Genomic DNA, 19,676 nt, shown 5'->3' on the forward strand with positions numbered 1-19,676 from the left:
GCAGTTCTCACTTCTTCGCCGGCGCCGGTCCCGCCAGCTCCTTCTCCAGAGGCGTACGGAAGCGGGGAGTGACCCGCGCCTCGCCCACCCACTCCTGGAGCCGCGCGGCCTCCGCCCCGACGGCGGCCGCGGCCTCCCGGCCCACATCCGCGAGCAGCCGCCACCGGATGACGCCGTCCTTGCCCTGAGCCCATCCGCCGGCGATCCGCCCGTCCCACCACACGGTGGGCCCGATGTTGCCCGCCCCGTCGAAGAGCGGCGCCCGCAGCTCCGGCGGCAGATACCAGTCGCGCTGCTGCCAGCCCATCGCGCTCGGGTCGAGCCCCGGGAGCAGGGCCGCCCACGGCTCGGCGTCGGTGGTGACCGGCTCGACGGCGTCGGGGAGCACGAACCCGGCCCCCTCGTCCAGCTCCACCTCGACCGCCCCGGCGGCGGCGAGCGCCCTGCGTACGTCGCTGACCTTCCACCCCGTCCACCACTTGAGGTCGGCTTCCGTGGCCGGACCGCACGAGCCGAGCCAGTGCCGAAGGAGTTCCGACTGGGCCTCGGCCGCGGGGAGTTCGGGATGCGCGGGCGTGAGCGCCCACCTGAACTGGCTGGACGTCCACGACCCGCGGGGCCGCCCGCGCACGACGCGCCCTTCCATGCCGAGCACGCGCAGCAGCCGCGTCGAGATCGACTGCCACGCCTCGTACTTCTTGCCCGGCGCGTACAGCAGCTGCGTACGCAACCGGGGTTCGTCCTGGGCGAGTTCGGCCGCGGTGGCCTCGCCGCGCGCCCCGATCGCCGCCAGGGTGCCCGCCTCGACGTCCGCGAGCCATGCCGCGTCGTGCTCGCTGCCCGCCTCCAGATGCTTGACGAAGGAGGCGCGCTCCCGCGCGGCGACCGCCACACCCGTCGACGCGTGCACCACGGCCGTGAGCGCGGCGGGGAACACGAACACCGTGTGCCGCATGCCGTGCATGCGCACCAGGGAGCGCTCCGTATACAGGGCGCGCTCGACATCGGCGACCGTCTTCGACGGGTCCCTGAGGCGCGCCCCCACCGCCAGGTACACGGTGGCGGGGTCCGTGCCGTGCAGCGCCACGAGCGACCCGGCGACCTCCTCGGCGGACCCCGCCCGCGCGGCCGGCGCGAGCCGCTGCCCGGCCGCGAGCCTGGCCCGCCGCTCCGGCGCCCCGATGTGCCGCCGCCCACCACTCACGAGGTCCTCCCAGGACTGTTCGCCGACCGTGCCCCCATCCTGCCCGGGCCCGGGCGCATTCACCTGTTTGCCGTACCCGGCATGACGCCCGGGCCCCGGCCGCCTTGACTGAGATGACGGGTGAGCGGAACTGGCAGCGGGAGGCATGATGTCGGGACGTGGCATACGGGGAGCGGCAGCCGGACTGCTCGTGGCGGCGGTGCTGCTCGTAGTGGCCGGGTGCTCGGACAACGACTCCAGCCCCTCCGGCGCGGTGTCCAAAGCCGCGTCCGCCGCGTCGTCCGCGGCGTCCCGGGGCGGTGACGTCGTCGCGTCGGCCACGGCGAAGGCCCAGGAAGAGCTGGACCGTATCAAGGGCGGCGTGAACGCCAAGGGCGACATCGCGCTGGGCGACGTGACGAAGGACGGCGACCGGCTGACGGTCCCCGTCACCGCCACCAACAGCTCCGGGTCCCAGGCCTCGTACGCGGTACAGGTCAACTTCCGCGACAGCAGCGGCAATCTTCTCGACACGGTCGTGGTCACGGTCGACGACGTGGACAAGGGCAAGTCCAAGAAGGCGACGGCCCGCAGCAACCGCAACCTCACCGGCGACGTGAAAGCGGACGTCGGCCGAGCGCTGCGGCACTAGCCGTGACCGGCTCCGCAGGCCACGCGGACGGTGCGGCATGACCACTCCCCAGGCCAGGGCCGAGCTGGGCAGGGCGGCCCGCAAGCGCGCCTCACGCTCCTCGCACGGTGCGTGGATCCCCGCCGCCGACCGCGCCGACCCCATCGTCGTACTGGAACGGCAGGCGGCCGACCGCGTCGCGGAACTGCTGCCCATCCGGTACGGACGGATGGCGGCCTCCCCGTTCGCGTTCCTGCGCGGCGCCGCCGCCGTCATGGCCGGCGACCTGGCCACCCAGCGCGCCACCGGCCTCACGGTCCAACTCTGCGGCGACGCCCACCTGTTGAACTTCGGCCTGTTCGCGTCCCCGGAACGGTCCCTGCTCTTCGACGTCAACGACTTCGACGAGACCAGCCCGGGCCCCTTCGAATGGGACGTGAAACGGCTGGCCGCGAGCGTGGCCGTCGCAGCCCGCGACAACGGGCACAGCGACGCCCAGGCCCTCAGGTCGGCCCGCGCCGGCACGGCCGCGTACCGCACGACGATGCGCCGGCTGGCCGGGATGGGCGAACTCGCCGTCTGGTACGAGCACGTCGACGCGCACCAGTTGCTTCCCCTCATCCGCTCCGGCCGCAACCGCCGCCGCGTCCAGGCGACCCTCGCCCACGCCACCCGCCGCACCAGCCTCCACGCGCTCGGCAAACTCACCGAGGTCGTCGACGGGCGCCGCCGCATCATCAACGACCCGCCGCTCCTCGAACCGGCGAGCACCCCCGACAGGGCCACGGTGCGCAAACTGTTCGGCGACTACCGCTCCACCCTCGCCGAGGAACGCCGCCGCCTCCTCGACCGCTACCACTTCGTCGATGCCGCCCGCAAGGTCGTCGGCGTCGGCAGCGTCGGCACCCGCTGCTTCATCGTGCTGCTCGAAGGGCGCGACGCCGACGACCCCCTGTTCCTCCAGATCAAGGAGGCCACCCGGTCCGTCATCGAGGAACACCTGCCGCACGGCCCCTACGTCCACCCGGGCCACCGCGTCGTCGCCGGCCAGCGCCTGCTCCAGGCCACCGGTGACATTTTCCTCGGCTGGATGACCGGCCCGCAGGGCCGCGCCTTCTACTGGCGTCAGCTGCGCGACATGAAGGGCTCCGCCGATGTCGCCGGCCTGGGCCCGGACGAACTGCGCTTCTACGCCGAACTGTGCGGCAACACCCTGGCCCGCGCCCACGCCCGCTCCGGCGACCGCATCGCCATCTCCGGCTACCTCGGCCGCGCCGACACCTTCGACCGGGCCGTGGCCGACTTCGCGCTGCGCTACACCGACCAGAACGCCGCCGACCACACGGCCCTGCGCAGGGCGGCGTCGGAGGGCCTGATCACGGTGGCACCGGGCGTCTGAGTACGCCGGTACGGCCGCCCCCGTCACCGGGAACGGCCGTACCCACAGGACCGTACGGATGTCTCAGACCCCGTTCGGGGCCTCCTGCGCTGATGCGTCACCCCGGGCCGCTTCCAGGGCCGCCCGCAGATGCTCCTCCTCCTCGTTGCTCAGCGAGGTCTGGACGAGGTGACCGCCGTACGTCGCGATCTCGGGGATGACCTTGTCCGGGGAGGCCTGCTTCACCAGGACGAACAGCGCGGCGGCGCCGGGCTGCAGGTTCTGGCTCAGGTCCTTCATGAAGTCGTCGTTGATGCCAGTGTCGGTCGCGGCACCACCGGCCGCCCCGGCGGCGGCGCCGACGGCCGCACCGAGCAGCGGCACCAGGAAGAGCAGCCCGATGACACCGCCCCACAGCGCCCCGCCGGCCGCACCCGTCGCCGTGTAGTTCACGGCCTGGTGCAGCTTGATCTTCCCGTCCTCGCGCCGCTCGACGACCACGATGTCCTCTAGCTCGACGAGGTGCTGCTTGGCCAGCTCGAGCATTTTCTCGCGCACCTGATTGGCCGTGGCGAGGTCGTTGTAGGCGACGACGAACAGATTGCTCATACGGCACTCCTCGGAAGTCTGTGCAACTTCGCCCGAGTTTATGAGCGTTTAGGGCGTCCCGCAGAACGAAGCCCCCGCCCCTCCGGGAGGAGGCGACGGGGGCCATACCGCTCAGAAACGCGCCCGGGGAACCCGGCCGTGCTTCCTAGATGTCGAAGAACTGATGCTGCAGTCTCGCCACCTTGGACACGAGACCGTCGTGCTGCTCTGACCAGCGGGGGAGCGGTCATCATTGGCCGTTGTTGGTCACCGTGGGCCCCCTTGGACGGCCCAGGGTCCTCGGCCGTCAGGTTGTCAGGCCCTCGGCGAGCAGGCGTCCAGGTCGTCAACTGCGGACAGAGTCGGCCGCTGCGGCTGTAACTATGGCTGGCGTCTCCTGTACTGCCTTCGGAGTGTTGGCCGGCGGTTTGTGGCTGTTGGCAGGCGGCCTTGTGACGCTGGCTGGATGGACAGGCCTCCTCTTGGTTCGCAAGCAAGTTGCTCCGCAGGCTCAGTCAGCGACCTACTGCGACGCTGCTCAACCCATCGCCACGATGTGCCCGCGGCCGGGAACGGCGCCCCATCCATCCCGGTGCCGGCCGATCCCCCGCCGGAGGCATCGTCCTTGGCCGTGGGCCGCGAACCTCGGGTGCTCGACTCTTGGCCCTGGCCCTATCCCTATGTGGGCGGGCGTCGGCGCAGCCGGGAAGTCCGCCCGGCGGAGCGGAGCGCAGCCGGGTGCTTGATGAAGTAGGGAAAGTTCTACCGCGCCGGTAGCCGGACAGCTTTCCTCGGAACGCCTTCGCCTTCGCCTTCTGCGCCGACTCGTGGAGAGAGTGCCAGCCGCGAACGGGGCGCGAAATTCTGGGATATGACGAAGAAGGGGAAGACACGTCCCGCGGGGACTGGGCCGTGTCTGACAAATGATCACCGGCTGGCTCGCGGAGCCACGTTGTCCGCAGCCTGAAAGCCCAGCAGGTCGCTCGCGGTGGCCAGGCCGGCTGCTGTTCAGCTTTGGGAATTGGGTTTTCGGTTGCTGGCAGGATGGCCGGATGGACGAGGACACCGCCCCACATGGGGCGACGAGGTCAGCCCCCGCACGGCGTTGAGCGAGGCGCTCAAGCGGCTCGCCGCGGCTACCCGCTACGACACCGCAGAGTTCGACCAGGCGCTGGTTGGCCTGGCGCTGCTGTGCGCGGGGGCACCTGTTGAGGCCCTAGAACTATTCCTCGCGGCTACGGCCGCACTCTCCGACCCGGATCCCGATGTGCGGGTGGCAGCGCATGTTTCCCTCAATGCCGTACGCAGGCGGAACGAACCCGACGAGGAGCTCCGCGCTGCCGTTCGCCGAGCAGTCGAGCAAGTCGAGCAACGGCAACTGGGAGACGCTATGTGATCGTCGGGCTGGTTCGCGGAGCCGGAGGATCAGGGAGGCCAGGACGACTCCGGCCCGGTAGCGGTCGGCGAGTTTGCCGAAGCGGGTGGCGATCGCGCGGAACTGCTTGAGGCGGGCGAAGCATCGTTCGACCACGTTACGGTCGCGGTAGATCTCCTTCTTGAATGCGGGTGGTCGGCCACCGAGGGCTCCACGCCGTCGGCGGTTGGCTAGCGTGGGACTCGCCCTCGGTGGAGGACAGCGGGAAGCGTGGCGGCGTCAACGGCCTGTGATCGGTGCGGGACAACGAGCGTGTCCCGACGACAGATCGGTCTCGTCTTGGGAGGTGTCTTCGCGATCCTCGGGTCCGTCGCTTGGAACGTCTACAACTCGAAACGACGTCGGTGACAGGGCGCTGACGGCCGTCACGCGGCCTCGTAGTGGTGCGCCCGCCCGCCCCGCCACATCACCCACGCCGGCTCGTCGAGGAGATCATCCGCCGCCGGGATACCCGCCCGCCGCAGGAACTCGACCACATCACGGTCACTGTGCGCGAGGCCGAGGATCTGGCCGCGCACGGTCACCCGCCGGCCGCCCGTGCGAGACGGCGGGTGCACGATGATCGGCGCTACCGCCATAGCTTCATGGTCACCCGAATGGCCGAGCCACGCATGCGGCAACACGCCCGGTCGCGCGAGGATCACAGAGAGCCCCGCCCGGAGTTCTCCCCCTCTTCCAGCCGGGCGGGCTCCATCAGTCCAGAACGCCGAGCTCGGTGTCCGGCCGGCAGTGCGGGCAGGCGGCCACGCCCTCGGTCATTCCGCGGAGGGCCTGATCGCGGTCGACCCCGCGGGAGCGTTTGCCTGCCATGTGGCAGCCGCCGACGTGCACGTACACGGGGTCGCGTCGGCCGAGGCCCGTCTCGATGAGCCAGTCCGGGGCCGGCGGCCGGGCCTGCTCGCCGTGGCGCCGCTCGGTCTCGCGGCGCTCCTCAGCGGCGATCCACCTGTCGATCTGCTCGACCTGCTGCACGGCGATGCGGCGGGCGAAGCGCAGCATGTCGAGTCGCGGGGTCGAGCTATCGTTCATGTGTTCGATACTACGTCGGCGGTCGCCGCCCTCATCGCAGGGCAGGAGTGTCCCGTGCCATCGAACGTTGATCCTTGCCATCGAAGTTTGACGGTCGTGCCATTGCAGTTTGAGTGGCAAGAGTTCCTGGCAGTCAGGGCCGGGGGCAGGCGACCGCACTGCCCGTCTCCACCGGTGCGAGCCGAGCAAGGGCGGTGTAGACAGGAGTCATGCCGCAGCGCCTCGAAGGACTTCGACGGCCGGTGCGAGCGGGTCGGGCGTTGATCGCCATCCCGATCGCGTGGATTGTTGCGGTGTCCGTGATCGACCTTCTTGCTCCGCCCGACATTCATCTGGGTCCGCTGCTCGTCGCGGCACCGGCGATCACGCCGTTGTTCGGCGGGCCCTGGACGGTGGGCCTGGTCGCTGCACTGGCGGTGATCGCGCAGGCGACCATCGGGGCGCTGCGCGATCCTGACGGGATGCTCTCGGCCAACCACCAGGCACAGATCATCGCCCTGATGCTGGTGGGCGCGAGCCTCGTGATCTTCTCTGTACTGCGGGAGCGTCGCGCAAAAGAGCTGGCGCAAGTTCGGTACGTGTCCGAGACCGCCCAGCGTGTGGTCCTGCCGCCACTGCCCAAAAAGCTCGGACCGCTGCGGGCCGCCTCCCTCTATCTCGCCGCGGAGGCCGAGGCCCGGATCGGCGGGGACCTGTACGCGGCTGCACGTACCATCCCCGGCACTCGGCTGATGATCGGCGACGTGCGGGGAAAGGGGCTGACCGCGGTCAATGACGCAGCCCTGCTGCTCGGAGCGTTCCGCGGCGCGGCCCACCGCCAGGCGAGCCTGGGCGAGCTGGTCTCCTACCTCGACCGAAGCGTGTGCTGGGACCTGATGGAGCCGGGCGAAACGAGCCACTACGGAGAAACCTTCATCACCGCCACCATCCTGGACATCCCCGACCGCGGCGGCCGGGTCCAGATGATCTCCTGCGGCCACCCGCCTCCGATCGTCCTCCGTGACGGCCGGCCGACGACCATGGACACCCGCATTCCCGCACCCCCCTTGGGCCTCGGCGAACTGTCGCATCCGCGCTACCGCGTCGACAGCTTCCCGTTCGAGCCGAAAGACCTTCTCCTGCTGTACACGGACGGCGTCACCGAGGCCCGCGACTCCACCGGCACCTTCTACCCGCTCGCCGAGCGCATCACAGGCTGGACCGACAGCGACCCCGACGCCTTCCTCGACCGCCTCCGGCGCGACCTGCTGCACCACGTCGGCGGACACCTGAACGACGACGCCGCCATAATCGCCATACAACGCCCCGCCACGCCCCGGGCCTGATCATCCGACCCCCTCTTGCACCACTCAAACTTCCCAACGTTCTTCCACGGAACCGGGCGAGCCCTTCGTATGGTTGGCCCACCCAGGGGCGTCGGGTGTGGCCTTCAACCTTCTGCCGCTTGCGGCTTCCATCGAGTGGCCGCCCGACCGTGCCGCTCGCGGTACTGCGGGACGCAGTCGAGGAGGCCGGCGTCACCGTGCGGATCCTCGCCGACCCACCGCAGGGGGCATGACAGAGTGCAGGTCATGGCCGACCTGGAGCGATACCGAGTCACCCTCACGGCTGGGGGCGCTGTCGTCATGCAGGGCGCGTGGTCCATCCGCGAGACCGGGGAGCGGAAGTTCCGGTCATGGATCGGCAGCTATGGCAGCATGCCGGGCGCCCGCATCACGCTGGCCGAGCAGGTGGCAGATGGCACATGGATCGAACTCAGGGCGTGGCCGGACTAGCCCAATCCGTCTCGCACCGGGGTTCGGGATTTCACCCGAACTGTTGGGGCGAGGAGCACGTGATGAGTCCTGAGTTCAGGACAACTTCCCTTCTCGGGCCGTTGGCGCGAGAGAGATTCAAGAGGGCCGGCATGGTGACTTCGCTGGCTCTGGTCGTGGCGGCCGGCGTAGCCAGTCCGGTCGCGGCCGCAGCGCAGGGCATGGGTAATGTCCAGCCGCGCGGGCGGCGGCGACGAGCGCCAGGGCGGGGCGAAGCACAACAAGCCGAAGCACAACCTTGACCGCTCCTGGCGCGGCGGCAAGGACGACTGCGCGCAAGGAGCCACGGGAGCCACTGGCCCCACGGGCGCGACGGGCCCGAAGGGCGACACGGGCGCGACCGGTGCGACGGGGATGGGCACGCCCGGCACGCCGGGTGCCGCCGGTGCGACCGGTGCCACAGGCGCGACCGGCGCCACCGCCTTGTCTGCCTCTGCGAGGCGTTCAGTCGTCCCACCCACCACAAGGTCGGCACGAAACCGCGTCGAACTGGACAAACGACAAGCTGAGCGGCACCCACGGAAAAGGCCGTCGGCCGTGCCTTCCAGAGAGCGGAAAAGCACGGCCGACGGCCCACAGACGGCCCAGGAGAGCGGAAACCCGCTCTGACCTGTGGCGTTCTTAGATGTCGAAGTACAGCTCGAACTCGTGCGGGTGCGGGCGGAGCTGGATCGGGGCGATCTCGTTCGTGCGCTTGTAGTCGATCCACGTCTCGATCAGGTCGGGGGTGAAGACACCGCCGGCCAGAAGGTACTCGTGGTCCGCCTCGAGGGCGTCGAGGACCGCGGGGAGCGAGGTCGGGACCTGCTGGACGTTCGCGTGCTCCTCGGGAGCCAGCTCGTACAGGTCCTTGTCGATCGGCTCGGCCGGCTCGATCTTGTTCTTCACGCCGTCGAGGCCGGCCATCAGGAGGGCCGAGAAGGCGAGGTACGGGTTCGAGGACGGGTCCGGCGCGCGGAACTCGACGCGCTTGGCCTTCGGGTTCGAACCCGTGATCGGGATGCGCATCGCGGCGGAGCGGTTGCGCTGCGAGTAGACCATGTTGACCGGCGCCTCGAATCCCGGGACCAGGCGGTGGTACGAGTTCACCGTCGGGTTCGTGAAGGCGAGCAGCGACGGGGCGTGCTTCAGGATGCCGCCGATGTAGTAGCGCGCCATGTCCGAGAGGCCGGCGTAGCCCTGCTCGTCGTAGAACAGCGGGTCGCCGTTGGCCCACAGGGACTGGTGGACGTGCATGCCCGAGCCGTTGTCACCGAAGATCGGCTTCGGCATGAAGGTCGCGGTCTTGTTGTTGCGCCAGGCGACGTTCTTCACGATGTACTTGAAGAGCATCAGGTCGTCGGCCGCGGCGAGCAGCGTGTTGAACTTGTAGTTGATCTCCGCCTGGCCGGCGGTGCCGACCTCGTGGTGCTGGCGCTCGACCTGGAGGCCGTTCTTGTCCAGCTCGAGGGAGATCTCCGCGCGCAGGTCGGCGAAGTGGTCGACCGGCGGGGTCGGGAAGTAACCGCCCTTGTAGCGGACCTTGTAGCCGCGGTTGTTCTCTTCCGAACCCGTGTTCCAGGCGCCGGCCTCGGAGTCGATCTCGTAGATCGAGCGGTTCGCCGAGGTCTCGAAGCGGACCGAGTCGAAGACGTAGAACTCTGCCTCGGGGCCGAAGTACGCGGTGTCGGCGATGCCCGTCGAGGCCAGGTACGCCTCGGCCTTCTTCGCGACGTTGCGCGGGTCACGGGAGTACTGCTCGCCCGTGATCGGGTCGTGGATGAAGAAGTTGATGTTGACCGTCTTGTCGCGGCGGAAGGGGTCGATGCGCGCGGTGGTCAGGTCGGCGCGGAGCGCCATGTCGGACTCGTGGATGGCCTGGAAGCCACGGATCGAGGATCCGTCGAAGGCCAGCTCCTCGGTGGGGTCGAACGCCGCGGCCGGCACCGTGAAGTGCTGCATCACACCCGGCAGGTCGCAGAACCGGACGTCGACGAACTTGACGTCCTCGTCCGCGATGAACTTCTTGGCGTCATCGGCGTTCTGGAACATCCAACTCCTCCTACTCCCACCCGGGAGGGGCGGGGTTGCAGCTCGGTGGTGCGGCCAGTGCGGTGGCACACGCTGGGACCCGACCATAGGGACGGGGGATTTCTCAAGCATGACCCATTTGTTTCGCCGAAGTTAACCGGGCCGGGGGCCGGAGCGGGCCGGGTGGCCGAGCGCAGTACCGTGGACGGGTGGACAACAGGCAAGCAATCGGATCGTGGCTCTCCGGGCCGCGCGCGGCCGCGGAGGACGCGGGTGTCGAGTTCGGGTACCGCGGTGAGCAGCTGGGGCTGCCCGAGCAGGGGCCGGGCTCCATCGCCCGCCCCGGCAGGCGTATCGCCGCCCTCGTCATCGACTGGGCCCTGTGCATGCTGATCGCATACGGGCTCCTCACGCACGGCTACGACCAGGCGACGGGGAACTGGGCCCTCGGGATCTTCTTCGTCCTCGGCCTGCTCACCGTCGGCACGGTCGGCTTCACGCCGGGCAAGCGGATCATGGGTCTGCGCGTCGTCGCGCAGGACGGCTCCGGCCGCCTCGGCGTGGGCCGCGTCCTGGTCCGCACGGTGCTCCTGTGCGTCGCCGTCCCCGCGCTGATCTGGGACCGTGACGGCCGCGGCCTGCACGACCGCCTGGCCCGCGCGGTCCAGGTCCGCGCCTGACACCTGACACCGGCCCGCGCCAGGACGCTCTCCTGCGAGCTGCTACGACTCCGACCTACTACGACGATGAGGCCCCGGAACCGATCGGTTCCGGGGCCTCATCGTCGTAGTAGGAGGGTCAGCGAGCCTTGCCGCCACCGCGCGGCATCCGCATGCCCTTGGGCATCGGGCCCTTGGGGAGCGGCATGTTGCTCATCAGGTCGCCCATCGCCCGGAGGCGGTCGTTGGTCGTCGTGACCTGCGGGCCCGTGAGAACGCGGGGGAGCTTGAGCATGGTCGTGCGGAGCTTCTTGAGCGGCACCTGGCCCTCGCCGTTGCCGACGAGGATGTCATTTACCGGCACGTCGGAGACGATGCGGGCCATCTTCCGCTTCTCGGCCGCCAGCAGCGTCTTCACCCGGTTCGGGTTGCCCTCGGCGACCAGGACGATGCCGGCCTTGCCGACCGCCCGGTGGACGACGTCCTGGCTGCGGTTCATCGCCACGGCCGGGGTCGTGGTCCAGCCACGGCCGATGTTGTCGAGTACCGCGGCAGCCGCGCCGGGCTGGCCCTCCATCTGCCCGAAGGCTGCTCGCTCGGCACGGCGTCCGAAGACGATCGCCATCGCGAGGAAGGCGAGCAGGAAGCCGAGAATTCCGAGATATACCGGGTGACCGATCAAGAAACCGATCGCGAGGAACACACCAAAGGTGACGATTCCCACACCCGCGAGTACAAGGACGATCATCGGATCGGCCTTGCGGGTCATCTTAAAGGTCAGAGCGATCTGCTTGAGTCGCCCGGGGTTCGCAGCGTCCGCTGCGGTTTCCTTCCTCGCCATGCCTTGAAGTCTACGTGTCCGGGCAAGTGCCTACGACGTGCGGGCGGCCACAGCCTTCTCGAGCACCCGCTGCGCCTCCATCCGGTCCTTGGCGCGGCGGCGGTCCTCGAGTACGGAGGTCCAGGCGTTGCGGCGCGCGGTGCGCTGACCGCTGCTCATGAGCAGCGACTCGACCGCGCGCAGTGCGTCGGTGAAGGTCGGGATGGCGGTGGCGCGTACGGGCGCGGCCTGCATTGGGAGGTCCCCCTCGGGAGCGGCTCTGACGGTGGGTACGTGGCGTGAGTACAGCGTCACTGTTTGGTGTTACCAGGGCATGACCGAAGGGTCAAACGCCCATGAAGCCTTGATGGGGGAGGGCCAAACGATGACGCGGCCCTGACGGTGCCCCCCATCTGCGGGGACTGTCAGGGCCGCGTTCTCTCGGCCATTACTGGCCGGTAGCTGCTTGTGCGTGAATTCACACGGCTGGCGGGCCGTGCGGGTGCGAGTGGATCAGACCGCCTGCGAGGCCACGTACGAGCCGCGCTTCTCGACCGCCATCTGGTAGAGACGTCCGGCGCGGTACGAGGAGCGGACCAGGGGGCCCGACATGACGCCGGAGAAGCCGATCTGCTCGGCCTCCTCCTTCAGCTCCACGAACTCGGCCGGCTTCACCCAGCGCTCGACGGGGTGGTGGCGCGGCGTCGGGCGCAGGTACTGGGTGATGGTGATGAGCTCGGTGCCCGCCTCGTGCAGCTGGCGCAGCGCCTCGCTGACCTCGGCGCGCTCCTCGCCCATGCCGAGGATCAGGTTGGACTTGGTGACCAGGCCGGCCTCGCGGGCCTTCGTGATGACCTCGAGGGAGCGCTCGTACCGGAAGCCGGGGCGGATCCGCTTGAAGATGCGCGGCACCGTCTCGACGTTGTGCCCGAGAACCTCGGGGCGGGACGAGAAGACCTCGGCCAGCTGGTCGGGGTCGGCGTTGAAGTCGGGGATGAGCAGCTCGACCTTGGTGTAGCCCTCGGCGCGCTCCGCCGTCATCGCGTGGATCTGGCGCACGGTCTCCGCGTACAGCCAGGCGCCGCCGTCCTCCAGGTCGTCGCGCGCGACGCCCGTGATCGTGGCGTAGTTCAGGTCCATCGTGACGACGGACTCGCCGACGCGGCGGGGCTCGTCACGGTCCAGCGCCTCGGGCTTGCCCGTGTCGATCTGGCAGAAGTCGCAGCGCCGCGTGCACTGGTCGCCGCCGATGAGGAAGGTGGCCTCGCGGTCTTCCCAGCACTCGTAGATGTTCGGACAGCCCGCCTCCTGGCAGACCGTGTGCAGACCCTCGCTCTTCACGAGGCTCTGCATCTTCGTGTACTCGGGACCCATTTTCGCCCGGGTCTTGATCCACTCGGGCTTGCGCTCGATGGGGGTCTGGCTGTTGCGGACCTCCAGGCGCAGCATCTTGCGTCCGTCGGGTGCGACTGCGGACACGACCGGCTCCCTACAGCTTTGATTCTTCGGCGTACCTCAGGGTACGCCCGTGGTCTTGATGGGCCTTACGTGTGGCCAACCTCTGGCCTTCGGGGTGCATTCCCGCTCAGGCGGTCGCCTTGTCGGGCTCCCTCTCGGGCGCCTTCTCGACGACGCGCGGGGCGAGCGCCGCGTTCTCCAGGACGTCGCGCAGGTGGCGCTCCACGACCGGCAGCACCTCGTCGATCGTGACCTCGCGGCCCAGTTCGTACGAGAGCGAGGTGACGCCCGCGTCGCGGATGCCGCACGGGATGATCTTGTCGAAGTTCGAGGTGTCCGGATTCACGTTCAGCGCGAAGCCGTGCATCGTGACGCCCTTGGCGACGCGGATGCCCATGGCGCAGATCTTGCGGTCCTCACGGCGCTGGCCGGCGTTCGACGGCGCGTACTCCGGGCCGTTGAGACGGGGGTCGAACTCGGAGTCGTTCACCCGGGGGTCGAAGTCCAGGGACAGGCCGCCGAGCTTCGGGCGCTCCTCGGTCGCGTCCTTGGCATCTCCGAGCACCCACACGCCCGCCCGGCCCTCGACGCGGGAGGTCTCCACGCCGAACTCGGCGCAGACCGCGATCATCGCGTCTTCCAGGCGGCGCAGGTGCGCGACCACGTCGACGGGGCGCGGCAGCTTCTGGATCGGGTAGCCGACGAGCTGGCCCGGGCCGTGCCAGGTGATCTTGCCGCCCCGGTCCACGTCCACGACGGGAGTGCCGTCCAGCGGACGCTCCTCGGGCGCGGTACGGCGGCCCGCGGTGTAGACCGGCGGGTGTTCCAGAAGCAGGCAGGTGTCGGGGACCTCGTCCGCGAAGCGGGCGGCGTGCACACGGCGCTGCTCGTCCCAGGCCTCCTGGTAGTCGACCGAGTCCGCTCCGAAACCCAAGCGGACGAACCGCAACTCATTCACGGTCAGTGCCTCCCTAGAACCTTCAGCGTGCACATATCGCGCCCCCAGCCACTGTACGGGCCGACTCTTCTCGTCAGTTCTTCGGGCAATCGTCACACGATCGGATGAAGGGATGCCGAAGGTCGCGATGGGGCCTGTGACGGCCGCTAAATTCGCGCCGTTCCATGTGGGCTGCAGCAAAGGCCCGGAAGGCAGGAGACCGCACAGCTGATGACGGAACGACCTCCGCAGCGCACGCCCAACCGCCAGCTAGCCGCGCTCATCGCGGAGGCGGGGTTCTCCAACGCCGGACTGGCCCGCCGAGTCGACCAGCTCGGCCTGGAGCACGGTCTCGACCTGCGCTACGACAAGACATCCGTGACGCGCTGGCTGCGCGGCCAGCAGCCCCGCGGCACCACACCCGCACTGATCGCCGAGGTGTTCACCCGGCGCCTGGGCCGCCGGCTCTCCGCCCAGGACCTGGGGCTCGACGCCTGCTCGCCGGTCTACGCGGGTCTGGAGTTCGCCGCCTCGCCCGAGGAGGCCGTCGACATCGTCAGCGGCCTGTGGCGCAAGGACTCGGGCAGCCATGCGGAGCTCCGCAAGATCGCGTTCACCCCGGCGGGGCTCGTCGTGCCCAGCCGGGACTGGCTGATCGGGCGGGCCGACGACCGGGTCGCCCACGGGGACCACGGTCCCGGCGGCGCACGGATCCCCGCCCAGGGACGCTCTTCGGCCAAACCTCCGTCCGGGCCCTCTCAGGGGCCGCCCCCCTTGCCCCGGCAGCGCGTCCAAGCCGAGCGCGGGCCCGGTCAGCGGGTCACGGCGGGCGACATCGCGGCCCTGCGCTCCGTCGGCGAACTCTTCCGCTCCCTCGACCAGGCGTACGGCGGCGGCCATGCCCGCCAGGCGCTCGTGCGCTACCTGGAGCACGAGGCCGAACCGATGCTGCGGGGCACGTACGGGGAGCAGACCGGCCGGCGGCTCTTCGCGGCCACCGCCGATCTGACCCGGCTCGCGGGCTGGACCTCGTACGACATCGCCGCGCACGGGCTCGCGCAGCGGTACTTCGTGCAGGCGCTGCGGCTCTCGCAGGCGGCGGGGGACCGGACGTACGGGTCGTACGTCCTGGTCACGATGAGCCGCCAGGCCGTCTATCTCGGTCACGGGCGCGAGGCCGTCCAGCTGGCGCGGGTCGCCCAGCAGGGCGTGGGGTCCTCTGCGCCGCCCGCGGTACAGGCGCTCCTGCACGCGGCCGAGGCGCGCGGGCACGGCGTGCTCGGCGAGGTGCGCGCGTGCACGGCGTCGCTGGTGCGGGCCGAGCGGGCCCTGGAGGCGGTGCGGACCGGGGACGACGTGCCGCACTGGGCGCGGTTCTTCGACGAGGCGCAGCTGGCCGACGAGTTCGGGCACTGCCACCGGGATCTCCAGCAGTACCGCGCGGCCGCCCAGCACGCGGAGCGCTCGCTCCAGCTGCGGGCGCCCGGCTTCGCGCGCAGCCGGCTGTTCTGCAGGGTGGTGCTCGCCTCCGCGCGGCTCGGCCTCGGCGAGCTGGACCAGGCGTGCACCCTCGGCGCCGAGGCCGCGCAGGCCGCCTCCGAGATGCGCTCCGTGCGGGCGCACGAGTACGTGCGGGAGTTCGAGCGGCGTCTGGAGCCCTACCGCGACGCGGCCCCGGTACGCGGATACCGGGACCGCATCGCCGCCCTCAGCCACTGACGGGACGGCGGGGTCCGGCGCGTACTACTGGGTGTCCCGCCCGGACAGGCCGGCGACCTGGTCGGCCGTCAACGGCTCGTCCCAGGTGGTGAGTTCGTCGAGGTCGCCGCGCAGGCTCACCTTCTCCGTACCGATCGAGCGCAGGGGCAGGGGGATCGACGCGGCGACCGTGCCGACCCGCTTCCCGTCGGCGTAGAGCGTGGTGTGGCCGGGTGTCGCCACCCACGTCAGCCGGGTCCAGCGGTCGAGCGGCAGCGTGTAGTCGAAGCTGAGGTCGGCCGAGCCGTACCGGGTGAAGCCGACCTTGCCCGTGCCGTACTGCATGAGCTTGAGCGCGCCCGCCTTCGAGCTGAGCAGTACCTGGTCCGCGGTGCGGGCCGTGGGGCGGACCCGCACCGACACCGTCCACGGCTCGGCCACGTCCAGGCCGCCGAAGCCGACACCGTCCCGGTCCGAGTCGAAGCGCCACGCCTGCCCGCGCACGCCGTCGTCGACCGGCGCCGGGTTGTTGATGATGTACGACGTGCCCGGCAGGTCACCCGCCGTGTCCTCGGCGAAGATCGTGTTGCCGGGGCTGCCCGCGTACGTCCAGCCCTTCGGGTACGCGGCTGTGTCGAAGGTCCAGTGATGGCTCGGCCGGCCGTCGTTCACCCGGGGCTTCACCGGCGTCGCGGTGATGCCGGGCGGGTCGCCGATACGGGCCGCGCGGGCCCGGAAGTCGGCCAGGGTGTCCGGGGTCGCCGTGCCGTTCCAGGCGCGGTCCGCGAGGATCGCCCGGGCGCCGGCCATCGACTGCTCGAAGTACGCGTCGTCGGCCCAGAAGTTGTAGTCGGCCCAGTTGGTCAGGCCGGAGCCGAGCATGTCGGGCGCCGTGCTGACGGTCCAGCTGTCGTACATCCAGGGCTCGTTCGGGTACAGGTGGTGGTAGTTGTTCGGGGTGTCGTAGAACGGGCCGATGGCGATCTCGTCGTGGCCCGGCACGGCGGGCTCGGCGCCCGTGCCCTCCCAGGTGATGAAGACGACCGGGCCGTGGACGGTCTGCTGGGGCGCGGCCAGGTGCTCCGAGCCGTTGTAGACGGCGGTGCGCTTGCCGTGCGAGGCGATCACGTCGTCCAGGGTGTTGATGTACCGGTTGAGGAGGTCGCCGAGCGTCGACACATCGGGGGAGGCGGCCAAGTAGTCCTGTACGCGCGGGCAGTTGGCGAGCTGGCCCGGCACCTCCTCGCCGCCGATCGAGAACAGCGGCGCGTCGAACCAGCCGGCGAACTCGTCGACGATCTGCTTCGTCTTGGCCACCGCCTTCTCGCTGGTCATGTCGATGATCCAGTCGGGCGTGAGGTGCGAGTGCGTGTGCGCGGCCGTGCAGGGGTTCGTACCGGAGCCGAAGCCGATGCCGAACGCGTCGCTGATCGCCGTCGCGTGGCCGGGGATCTCCAGGCCCGGCATCAGCTGTACGTGGTGGCGGGCCGCGAAGGACTTGAGGTGCTCGATGTCGGCGCGGCTGTAGCTGTGGGCGGGGTCCGCGAGGCCCGGGAACTTCGGGCTGTACAGGCGGAAGCCCTCCGACTCGGAGAGGTGCAGCATGAGCGTGTTCAGCTTCTGGTCGCCCATCCTGCGGATCAGGTTCTCCAGGTACGGGATCTTCCAGTACTTGCGGCCCGCGTCGAGGTGGACCATGCGGATCGCCTGTGTGGGGACGTCGGTGGCGCGGGCCCGGGGGAGTGTGCGGTGCTCGTCGTCCGTGGAGCGCAGGAGCTGGAGGAGCGTGCGGGTGCCGTAGAAGAGGCCGTGCGTGGAGGCGGCCCGGATGCGGACGGCGCCGTCCGAACTGTCGAACCGGTACCCCTCCGCGCCGAGTTCCCGGTCGTCGGCGAGGCCGAGGACGATGTCGCCGGGCCCGGCGTGGGCCACGTCGCCGGGCTCGGCGTGGGCCACGTCGCTCGCGACGCGCGGCTCGACGCCGGAGACCTGCCCGAGCTCCGTGCGCAGCTGGGCGGCGAGCTGCTGCACGCTCTGGCGGGCCGGGCCGGGGAACTCGGCGCGGCCGGACGGCTCGGAGGTCTCGGCGCGGGCGCGCGGGTCGACCAGGACGCGGGTGCGGGGCGTGAGGGCGACCGTGCCGCCGAGCGAGGTCCAGTCGGTGGGGCGGGGGACCACGGAGGGCTGCCCGGCGGGCAGTTCGGGGGTCTGCTCCTTGGGCTGGGATGCGGACGACGGCACTACAGCTCCGATGAATCCGGTGACAAGGGCTAGGACGAACAGCAGGGCTGACGCCGTTCTTCGCACTGCGGCCTCCAGGGACAAGGGTGCGGACGTGGGCACCGTAAAGGGGAGTTGCAGTGGAGGCAAGAGTGCGCGTGAGGGAATGAGGGCGCCCGCCTCCGGAATGTGCCACGGAGACGGGCGCGTAAGCGGGACCTTTAGAGGTCGGATGTGTGGTGAGGGTATCGGTCAGGCGGCCGCAGGCAACCCGCCTGCCGTCGGGGTCAGTTGGACGCCCAGGTCCGTGAGGATCGCGTGCGCCGCCCGACGGCCCGAGTGGAGGGCGCCCTGCACCGTGCTCGTGCCGCGGTGGTCGCCGCACACGTAGAGCCCGTCGAGGAGCCGCACCGGGCGGTGCAGGTCGTGCGGGGCCGGCATCGCGGGCACCGCCTCCGGGTCGTGGTGGACCGCGAGGGTCTCCCAGTCGGAGGTCGACGTGCTGTAGAGGGCGGCCAGTTGGGCCCGCAGCTCGCGCTCGGGCGGCGGTGGGCCGAGGACCGTCGAGGAGACGAGCGCGCGGCCGGCCGGGGCACGGGTCGGGTCGACCTGGCTGATCACCGCGGTGTACGCGACGGGGCCCAGCCGGTCTGCGTCGAGGAGCAGCGCCGGGTCGGCGAGCGGTGGCTCGGGGACCGCGTGGTGGACGACCGTGACGGGGTGGAAGCCCGGCACGCGCAGTCCCGGGAGCAGCCCGGCCGCGGCGCGCGCCCCGGTCGCCAACAGCGTGGAACGGCACCGGAGTTCACCGTGTTCCTCGGTCGTCACCGAGTTCGCGGAGATGGCGCTGACGCGCACGCCGGTGCGGACCGTGCCCGGCGGGAGCCCGGCGGCGAGCAGCTCGGGCAGCGCGTCGGCGCCGCCCTCGGGGACGCAGAGCCGGCCGCGCGCGTAGGCGTGCAGGGCGAGATCCGCGCACCGGCTCGACGAGGTCAGGTCCGGGTCGCACAGGAGCGCCGACAGGAGGGGGCGCACAAAGCCGTCGAGGGTACGGGTGGGCAGTCCGCGGCCGATCAGCGCGTCGGAGGCCGGGAGTTCGGGGCGCGCGAGGAGCCGGGGGACGGGTGTCGCGGCAAGGCGGGCCAGGGCCCTGGCGAGCCGGGCGTGGTCGAGGGGGCTGCCGAGCGGAGCAGTGGGGCGCGGGCTCCTGGCGGTGCGGGGGCGGGGCACCCTGGGGGCGCTCGCGAGGGCGCGCGCCGTTGTGAGTGCGCCCTTTGCGCGCCGTGGGGCCGGGAGCTCCCCGGCGCGATGGCGGCGGCCGTCGCTGTGCACCAGCACACCGGGCGAGAAGGAACGCAGGACGAGGGCGTCCAGGCCCGGGTTGCGGCGCAGTTCGGGGTACGAGGTGCACAGGAGCCGGCCGATCCGGTCCAGGCGGAACCCGTCGACCTTCTCGGTGGACATGCGGCCGCCCACACAGGGGCCGGCCTCCAGGACCAGGGTGGGGACGCCCGCCCTGGTCAGGCGGTGGGCGGCCAGGAGTCCCGCGACCCCGGCTCCCACGATGACGACGTCCGCGTGCTGTGCGGGCTCAGGCACGTGCGCCTCCCTGGCGGTTGTGCGGCTGGTGAGAGCCGTCGCTCGTACCCCGGGCCGTCCGGCCGGCGCACGAAGGCGGGCCCCGAAGGCGTCCTACCCTCCGGCGGACCCGCGTACGGCTCCGAACACCCGGGCTGTACCCGAGTCCGTCGAGGGTAGGTCCGGGCCGCGGCCGAGGGAGTCGCGCGTAGCCCGGGCACGGTCGCACGGGGGGCGC

17 protein-coding genes and 1 pseudogene are annotated in these 19,676 nt (G+C 70.7%); 6 read left to right on the plus strand and 12 right to left on the minus strand.

Annotated features, from left to right (window positions below):
• Positions 1–7: 7 nt before the first annotated feature.
• Positions 8–1,204 carry a winged helix DNA-binding domain-containing protein gene (locus OG456_RS26110; protein ID WP_266565005.1) on the minus strand — a complete coding sequence of 399 codons (1,197 nt, stop codon included), beginning with the start codon at positions 1,202–1,204 and terminating at the stop codon, positions 8–10.
• A gap of 145 nt (positions 1,205–1,349) precedes the next feature.
• Here OG456_RS26110 and OG456_RS26115 point away from each other — a divergent pair, with 145 nt between their 5' ends.
• Both OG456_RS26115 and OG456_RS26120 read left to right on the plus strand, forming a co-directional pair.
• On the plus strand, positions 1,350–1,835 hold the full coding sequence (locus tag OG456_RS26115) for a hypothetical protein (protein WP_323136355.1): 486 nt from the start codon (positions 1,350–1,352) through the stop codon (positions 1,833–1,835).
• A 37-nt stretch (positions 1,836–1,872) separates the two neighbouring features.
• Positions 1,873–3,213, plus strand: coding sequence for a DUF2252 domain-containing protein (locus tag OG456_RS26120; RefSeq protein WP_266565007.1), 1,341 nt, complete (start codon positions 1,873–1,875; stop codon positions 3,211–3,213).
• 63 nt (positions 3,214–3,276) lie between these two features.
• On the opposite strand, the gene OG456_RS26125 is transcribed toward OG456_RS26120, so the two are convergent.
• The 4 genes and pseudogenes from OG456_RS26125 to OG456_RS26140 all read right to left on the minus strand — a co-directional run bounded on the left by OG456_RS26125 (position 3,277) and on the right by OG456_RS26140 (position 6,244).
• Positions 3,277–3,801 (minus strand): DUF1269 domain-containing protein, encoded by a 525-nt coding sequence (locus OG456_RS26125; protein ID WP_266565009.1) that lies wholly within the window; start codon positions 3,799–3,801, stop codon positions 3,277–3,279.
• 1,381 nt (positions 3,802–5,182) lie between these two features.
• Positions 5,183–5,386 (minus strand): annotated as a pseudogene (locus OG456_RS26130) (transposase); the annotation flags it as partial.
• 194 nt (positions 5,387–5,580) lie between these two features.
• A complete protein-coding gene (locus OG456_RS26135; protein WP_266565011.1) occupies positions 5,581–5,793 on the minus strand; it encodes a hypothetical protein in 213 nt (70 codons plus the stop codon).
• Positions 5,794–5,908: 115 nt separating this feature from the next.
• Positions 5,909–6,244: a DUF6233 domain-containing protein gene (locus OG456_RS26140; RefSeq protein ID WP_266565013.1), complete on the minus strand. Its 336-nt coding sequence runs from the start codon at positions 6,242–6,244 to the stop codon at positions 5,909–5,911.
• Between the two features lie 209 nt (positions 6,245–6,453).
• Between OG456_RS26140 and OG456_RS26145 the strand changes: the two genes are divergently transcribed.
• Together OG456_RS26145 and OG456_RS26150 are read left to right on the plus strand one after the other, a co-directional pair.
• Entirely contained in the window at positions 6,454–7,569 is a 1,116-nt protein-coding gene (locus OG456_RS26145) for a PP2C family protein-serine/threonine phosphatase (RefSeq protein WP_266565015.1), read from the plus strand.
• Between the two features lie 246 nt (positions 7,570–7,815).
• Positions 7,816–8,019 carry a hypothetical protein gene (locus OG456_RS26150; protein WP_266565017.1) on the plus strand — a complete coding sequence of 68 codons (204 nt, stop codon included), beginning with the start codon at positions 7,816–7,818 and terminating at the stop codon, positions 8,017–8,019.
• 660 nt (positions 8,020–8,679) lie between these two features.
• Here OG456_RS26150 and glnA read toward each other — a convergent pair.
• Positions 8,680–10,089, minus strand: coding sequence for a type I glutamate--ammonia ligase (glnA, locus tag OG456_RS26155; RefSeq protein ID WP_266565019.1), 1,410 nt, complete (start codon positions 10,087–10,089; stop codon positions 8,680–8,682).
• 188 nt (positions 10,090–10,277) lie between these two features.
• On the opposite strand from glnA, the gene OG456_RS26160 reads away from it, so the two are divergent.
• Complete coding sequence (locus OG456_RS26160) at positions 10,278–10,748, plus strand: RDD family protein (RefSeq protein WP_266565021.1); 471 nt, start codon at positions 10,278–10,280, stop codon at positions 10,746–10,748.
• 118 nt (positions 10,749–10,866) lie between these two features.
• Here OG456_RS26160 and OG456_RS26165 read toward each other — a convergent pair whose 3' ends face one another.
• From OG456_RS26165 to lipB, 4 genes are all read right to left on the minus strand, one after another.
• A complete protein-coding gene (locus OG456_RS26165; protein WP_266565023.1) occupies positions 10,867–11,568 on the minus strand; it encodes a DUF4191 domain-containing protein in 702 nt (233 codons plus the stop codon).
• A gap of 30 nt (positions 11,569–11,598) precedes the next feature.
• Entirely contained in the window at positions 11,599–11,802 is a 204-nt protein-coding gene (locus OG456_RS26170; RefSeq protein ID WP_266565025.1) for a hypothetical protein, read from the minus strand.
• Positions 11,803–12,060: 258 nt separating this feature from the next.
• Positions 12,061–13,026: a lipoyl synthase gene (locus tag OG456_RS26175; RefSeq protein WP_116502481.1), complete on the minus strand. Its 966-nt coding sequence runs from the start codon at positions 13,024–13,026 to the stop codon at positions 12,061–12,063.
• A gap of 106 nt (positions 13,027–13,132) precedes the next feature.
• A complete protein-coding gene (gene lipB / locus OG456_RS26180; RefSeq protein WP_266565027.1) occupies positions 13,133–13,963 on the minus strand; it encodes a lipoyl(octanoyl) transferase LipB in 831 nt (276 codons plus the stop codon).
• A gap of 210 nt (positions 13,964–14,173) precedes the next feature.
• Here lipB and OG456_RS26185 point away from each other — a divergent pair, with 210 nt between their 5' ends.
• Positions 14,174–15,661, plus strand: a complete 1,488-nt coding sequence (locus OG456_RS26185) for a regulator (protein ID WP_266565029.1) — start codon at positions 14,174–14,176, stop codon at positions 15,659–15,661.
• Positions 15,662–15,685: 24 nt separating this feature from the next.
• Here OG456_RS26185 and OG456_RS26190 read toward each other — a convergent pair whose 3' ends face one another.
• Together OG456_RS26190 and OG456_RS26195 are read right to left on the minus strand one after the other, a co-directional pair.
• Positions 15,686–17,881: a family 20 glycosylhydrolase gene (locus OG456_RS26190; RefSeq protein WP_266565030.1), complete on the minus strand. Its 2,196-nt coding sequence runs from the start codon at positions 17,879–17,881 to the stop codon at positions 15,686–15,688.
• Between the two features lie 231 nt (positions 17,882–18,112).
• Positions 18,113–19,459 carry an NAD(P)/FAD-dependent oxidoreductase gene (locus OG456_RS26195; RefSeq protein ID WP_266565031.1) on the minus strand — a complete coding sequence of 449 codons (1,347 nt, stop codon included), beginning with the start codon at positions 19,457–19,459 and terminating at the stop codon, positions 18,113–18,115.
• Between the last annotated feature and the right edge of the window lie 217 nt (positions 19,460–19,676).

It is taken from the genome of Streptomyces sp. NBC_01446 (assembly GCF_026340095.1).
Taxonomy (GTDB): Bacteria; Actinomycetota; Actinomycetes; order Streptomycetales; family Streptomycetaceae; genus Streptomyces; species Streptomyces aureus.

What these genes read in the sequence shown, in the direction of transcription:
- OG456_RS26115 (WP_323136355.1), top strand. Translation starts at nt 1,350, where the DNA reads ATGATGTCGGGACGTGGCATACGGGGAGCGGCAGCCGGACTGCTCGTG.
- OG456_RS26120 (WP_266565007.1), top strand. Translation starts at nt 1,873, where the DNA reads ATGACCACTCCCCAGGCCAGGGCCGAGCTGGGCAGGGCGGCCCGCAAG.
- OG456_RS26125 (WP_266565009.1), bottom strand. Translation starts at nt 3,801, where the DNA reads ATGAGCAATCTGTTCGTCGTCGCCTACAACGACCTCGCCACGGCCAAT.
- OG456_RS26135 (WP_266565011.1), bottom strand. Translation starts at nt 5,793, where the DNA reads ATGGCGGTAGCGCCGATCATCGTGCACCCGCCGTCTCGCACGGGCGGC.
- OG456_RS26140 (WP_266565013.1), bottom strand. Translation starts at nt 6,244, where the DNA reads ATGAACGATAGCTCGACCCCGCGACTCGACATGCTGCGCTTCGCCCGC.
- OG456_RS26145 (WP_266565015.1), top strand. Translation starts at nt 6,454, where the DNA reads ATGCCGCAGCGCCTCGAAGGACTTCGACGGCCGGTGCGAGCGGGTCGG.
- OG456_RS26150 (WP_266565017.1), top strand. Translation starts at nt 7,816, where the DNA reads ATGGCCGACCTGGAGCGATACCGAGTCACCCTCACGGCTGGGGGCGCT.
- glnA (WP_266565019.1), bottom strand. Translation starts at nt 10,089, where the DNA reads ATGTTCCAGAACGCCGATGACGCCAAGAAGTTCATCGCGGACGAGGAC.
- OG456_RS26165 (WP_266565023.1), bottom strand. Translation starts at nt 11,568, where the DNA reads ATGGCGAGGAAGGAAACCGCAGCGGACGCTGCGAACCCCGGGCGACTC.
- OG456_RS26170 (WP_266565025.1), bottom strand. Translation starts at nt 11,802, where the DNA reads ATGCAGGCCGCGCCCGTACGCGCCACCGCCATCCCGACCTTCACCGAC.
- OG456_RS26185 (WP_266565029.1), top strand. Translation starts at nt 14,174, where the DNA reads ATGACGGAACGACCTCCGCAGCGCACGCCCAACCGCCAGCTAGCCGCG.